This window comes from Corynebacterium sp. HMSC27B11, from assembly GCF_001815985.1.
Taxonomy (GTDB): Bacteria; Actinomycetota; Actinomycetes; order Mycobacteriales; family Mycobacteriaceae; genus Corynebacterium.
The window spans coordinates 1-4,643 of record NZ_KV823585.1 but is presented as its reverse complement, the minus strand read 5'-3'; the positions used below and the strand labels follow the sequence as shown (position 1 = coordinate 4,643).

Genomic DNA, 4,643 nt, shown 5'->3' with positions numbered 1-4,643 from the left:
GGCCCGGCCTGCACGTGCAGGCCGGGCCGATCGTCGTCATAAAAGGGGAAGAACCCTAGCGGGTGACCTTCACCTCGGCGGAAGCTCCCTCCACGGCCTCCATGCCCTGCTCCTCGGCGATGCGGTGGGCCTCCTCAATGAGAGTTTCGACGATCTGGTCCTCGGGCACGGTCTTGATGACCTCGCCCTTGACGAAGATCTGCCCCTTGCCGTTGCCGGACGCCACGCCAAGGTCGGCGTCCCGAGCCTCGCCCGGACCGTTGACCACGCAGCCCATGACAGCCACGCGCAGCGGGAACTCCATGCCCTCCAGGCCGGCGGTGACCTCCTCGGCCAGGGTGTAGACGTCCACCTGGGCGCGACCACAGGACGGGCAGGAAACAATCTCCAGCTTGCGGGGGCGCAGGTTCAGCGACTGCAGAATCTGGTCGCCGACCTTGATCTCCTCCACCGGGTCCGCAGACAGGGACACGCGGATCGTGTCACCGATGCCCTGGGAGAGCAGCGCACCGAAGGCCACGGAGGACTTAATGGTGCCTTGAAAAGCCGGGCCCGCCTCGGTCACACCGAGGTGCAGCGGGTAGTCCGTCTTCGCCGCCAGCTGACGGTAGGCCTCCACCATCACCACCGGGTCGGAGTGCTTCACGGAGATCGCGATGTCCCCGAAGCCGTGCTCCTCAAACAGGCCGGCCTCCCAGATGGCGGACTCCACCAGCGCCTCCGGGGTGGCCTTGCCGTACTTTTCGAGCAGGCGCTTGTCCAGAGATCCGCCATTGACACCGATGCGGATCGGAACACCCGCGTCTCCGGCGGCCTTGGCGACCTCCTTGACGCGACCGTCGAACTCCTTGATATTGCCCGGGTTCACGCGCACCGCGGCACAGCCGGCCTCGATGGCCTGGAAGATGTAACGCGGCTGGAAGTGGATGTCGGCGATCACCGGGATCGGGGACTTCTTGGCGATGATCGGCAGGGCCTCGGCGTCGCGAGGCTTCGGGCAGGCCACGCGGACGATGTCGCAGCCCGACGCGGTGAGCTGCGCGATCTGCTGCAGCGTCGCATTGACATCGTGCGTCTTCGTGGTCGTCATCGACTGCACCGAGATCGGGTGCTCGCTGCCGACTCCCACGTCGCCGACCATCAGCTGGCGGGTCTTCCGGCGCGGCGCGAGCGTGGGTGGAGGTCCATCTGGGATTCCCAGAGAAATGCCGGACATGAAGGTCTCTAGCCCCTTTCGAAGAAAATACAGTGCTGCGGATCAAGCAGCGTGCCCCTCCCAGCCTAATACCGCTCCGGCGCAAGCGGGCAACGCCCCCGCCGGTGCGGTGCGGACTGGGTTGGAACTAGAACAGCCGCACGGGGTTGATCACGTCCGCGACGATGACGATGGCGCCGAAGACCATCAGCAGCAGCGCAACACCGTAGGTCAGTGGCAGCAGCTTGCGGTAGTCCACCGGCTGGCCCGGCTCTTTACCCCGGCGGCGGCGCAGGCCATCACGAATGCGCTCGTAGATGGCCACCGCGATGTGCCCGCCATCGAGTGGCGGCAGCGGCACCAGGTTGAAGGCGGCGAGGAAGAGGTTCAGGCTGGCCAGCATCATCAGGAAGTAACGCCACTGCTCGTGTTGCACCAGCTCCCCGCCGATGCGGGAAGCACCCACCACGCTCATGGGGGAATCATCCGCGCGCTCGGCCCCGAAGATCGCCGCGACCACTCCTGGCACCTTCGCGGGCAGCGCGACCAAGCCCTTGGCCGTCTCGGAGACCATGTAGCCGGTAAAGGAGAGGGTCCCTCCCACCGCGGTCGCCGGGTTGTATTCGACGTTGCCCGGCAGCTTGATCGTGATGCCAATCGCACCGGCGAGTCTCGTGGAGCCGTCCTGGTTGCGCCGTTCCACGATGTCGACGTCGACCTGCTTGACCTCGTCGCTGCCATCCGGGTTTTGCACGCGCATCGGCACGGTGAGGGTATCGCCCACGCTGAGTTCGCGGCTCTGGGCGTGTGCCTCACCGCTCCCGGCGCCAGCCGCGTTCTCCGAGACGAGTTGGTCAATGGCCTTGGTGAAGTCCGGGAAGGTGGGCACCTCCTGGCCATCCACTTCGGTGATGGTATCGCCCGGTGTGATGCCCGCCGCGGCTGCTGGGCCGTCGCCCGTGCAGCCTGCGAGGGTGCCGTCGGCGTCCTGGGTCGGCGGGGCGCATTGGGTGGACTGCACGGTGGTGCGGATGTCCGCCTTGTGGTCGGGCAGGCCCCAGATATTCGCCACCGAATAGAGCACGATCAGCGCGACGAGCACGTTGACGGCGATGCCGCCGGAGAGCACGATGACCCGCTGCCACCAGGGCTTGCGGTACATCGCGTGGGGTTCTTCCTCCTCGCTGAGCTCGTCCAGCGGGGTCATGCCGGCGATCTCGCAGAAGCCGCCGAGCGGAATCGCCTTGATCCCGTACTCGGTGTGCGGCACGCCACCGGTCGGGTCGGTAGCAACCTCCGTCTCCGCCGTTAGCGGGGCCGGATTCGCCGGGACGTTGGCAGCGTCGACGTCGACCTCCGCTGTTCCCGCGGTGGCAGCGCCCCGTCCCTTATCCTTCGGCGCGGTGGACCACAGGGTGGGCCCGAAACCGATGAAGTATCGGCGCACCCGCATGCCGAAGGCGCGGGCGGCGAACATGTGTCCCGCCTCATGCAGCGCAATGCTGATCAGGATGCCGAAGGCGAAGAGCAGTACTCCTAGCCCAAAAGCCACGGGCGCATCCTCTCATGTGCCAGTGCGCGGGCCTCGCGCTCGGCCTCCAGAACGTCCTCCAGGCACGTCGGGGTGGACGTTGCACCGGAGGCGGACATCACTGCTTCCACCGTGTCGACAATGCGGGGGAAAGCCATATTCGCGTTGAGGAACTCGATCGCAGCTTCCTCGTTCGCCGCGTTATAGATCGCGGGCATGACCCCGCCCGCCTTTGCTGCCTCGCGGGCCAGCTCCACCGCGGGGAATACCTCGTCGTCGAGTGGCTCGAACTCCCAGGTGGCGGCCTGCGTGAAGTCGAGCGGCTGCCCCACCCCGGCGACGCGGTTCGGCCAGCCGAGCGCGAGGCTGATCGGCAGCTTCATGGACGGTGGGGATGCCTGCGCGATGGTGGAGCCGTCGCGGAAGGTCACCATCGAGTGCACGATCGACTGCGGGTGAACGGTGACCTCCACGCGGTCGGAAGGCATGTCGAACAGCAGGCAGGCCTCGATCAGCTCCAGGCCCTTGTTCACCATCGTTGCGGAGTTCAGCGTGTTCATCTGGCCCATGGACCAGGTGGGGTGGCTGGCCGCCTGGAGCGGGGTAACCGGCTCCAGTTGCTCACGGGTCCAGCCGCGGAACGGCCCGCCGGAGGCGGTCAGCACGAGGGTGGCCACCTCGTCGCGACGCCCGGAGCGCAGGCACTGTGCCATCGCAGAGTGCTCGGAGTCGACAGGGACGAGCTGCCCCTCATCGGCGGCGTCCAGCACCAGCTGACCGCCGGCGACGAGGCTCTCCTTATTCGCCAACGCGAGACGCGCCTGGGTACCCAGGGAGGACAGCGTCGCCTCGAGCCCCTGGGAGCCAACCAGGGCATTCAGGATCACGTCCGTGCTCTCCAACTGATCGCCGAGCTCCTCCACCAGGTCGCGGGCGGAGTCCTGGCCACGAATGCAGTGGCCGCCGAGCTGGGCTTCGACGAAATCGGCGGTTCGGTCGGAGGCCACCGCGACTCGCTCGGCGGGCAGACCGATCTTCTGGGCCTGCTCCAACAGCAACTCGGGCTTACTGCCGTGGGCCGAAATCCCAATCACCTCGAACTGTTCGGGATTGTCGAAAACCACCTCGAGGGCCTGGACACCGATGGATCCAGTACTCCCGAGAATCACCACGCGAGTCTTGTCGAAAGTCATGGCCATATCCTAACCCGCCGGCCGCGAAGCCTCCTACACCCGAGTAGGGGCTGTATGGCGTGTGGAGATACCTACATTCTGTGAAATCTATGGCAAGATGAGTGTGATTAACTGATCAGACGTCAGGAGGATTCCGTGGCTCACCACGAAGCAAAGGTTGAAGTTTTCAACGGCATTTCGACCGAAGATGTACCATCCGCGGGCTGGGGCTGGAGCGCCCTGAGCAAGCGCGCCGTCGTTCTGTCCGGCCTCATTTCCGTCGGATTCCTGGTGTTCATGCTGGTTGGTAACCACGAGGGCAACGTCGAGAACATCTGGCTGATCGCCCTGGCTGCCTTCATCCTCGTCGGCACCGCATGGTTCGCTTTCGAGCCGAAGTCCAAGGAGCGCACCACCGTGACCGCACGCAACAAGGCCCAGGGGCACGTCGAACCGAACTGGACGGCAGACCAGCGAAACAACACCGGCGTGTACGCGGATCTCACCCCTGAGGAGAAGCTGGCGCTGAACATCAAGGAGTAGCGCAGCTACCCCATTAGCGACACGCCAGGCGTCTGGCACGACCGATGGCCCCGAACCTCTTTTGGTTCGGGGCCATCGTTGCATTCACCACTATTTACCCCGGCCCAGCGCCTCCTCAGCCCCATCACAGCGCCACCTCCTGCGCGGAGGCCCTGCAAACACACGCCGGAAGGCTAGGGCGTGTCTCCTAATTGTGGGCCTG

Annotated in this window: 4 protein-coding genes; 1 reads left to right on the top strand and 3 read right to left on the bottom strand. The window is 65.7% G+C overall.

All coding sequences use genetic code 11. The annotated features are described in order from the left end of the window. Positions 1-55: 55 nt before the first annotated feature. From ispG to dxr, 3 genes are all read right to left on the bottom strand, one after another. On the bottom strand, positions 56-1,216 hold the full coding sequence (ispG, locus tag HMPREF3097_RS09415; protein ID WP_070762045.1) for a flavodoxin-dependent (E)-4-hydroxy-3-methylbut-2-enyl-diphosphate synthase: 1,161 nt from the start codon (positions 1,214-1,216) through the stop codon (positions 56-58). Between the two features lie 127 nt (positions 1,217-1,343). Next, the gene (locus HMPREF3097_RS09410; protein WP_070762043.1) at positions 1,344-2,747 is read right to left on the bottom strand and encodes a M50 family metallopeptidase; all 1,404 of its coding nucleotides are present in this window, start codon (positions 2,745-2,747) and stop codon (positions 1,344-1,346) included. Continuing rightward, a complete protein-coding gene (gene dxr, locus HMPREF3097_RS09405; protein WP_070762042.1) occupies positions 2,732-3,925 on the bottom strand; it encodes a 1-deoxy-D-xylulose-5-phosphate reductoisomerase in 1,194 nt (397 codons plus the stop codon). The genes HMPREF3097_RS09410 and dxr overlap by 16 nt, the downstream gene beginning before the upstream one ends. Before the next feature lie 129 nt (positions 3,926-4,054). On the opposite strand from dxr, the gene HMPREF3097_RS09400 reads away from it, so the two are divergent. Next, complete coding sequence (locus tag HMPREF3097_RS09400) at positions 4,055-4,441, top strand: DUF2631 domain-containing protein (protein ID WP_012360079.1); 387 nt, start codon at positions 4,055-4,057, stop codon at positions 4,439-4,441. Positions 4,442-4,643 lie beyond the last annotated feature (202 nt).

Excerpts from the sequence above, each read along its gene's own strand:
- dxr (WP_070762042.1), bottom strand. The coding sequence starts at position 3,925 with ATGGCCATGACTTTCGACAAGACTCGCGTGGTGATTCTCGGGAGTACT.
- ispG (WP_070762045.1), bottom strand. The coding sequence starts at position 1,216 with ATGTCCGGCATTTCTCTGGGAATCCCAGATGGACCTCCACCCACGCTC.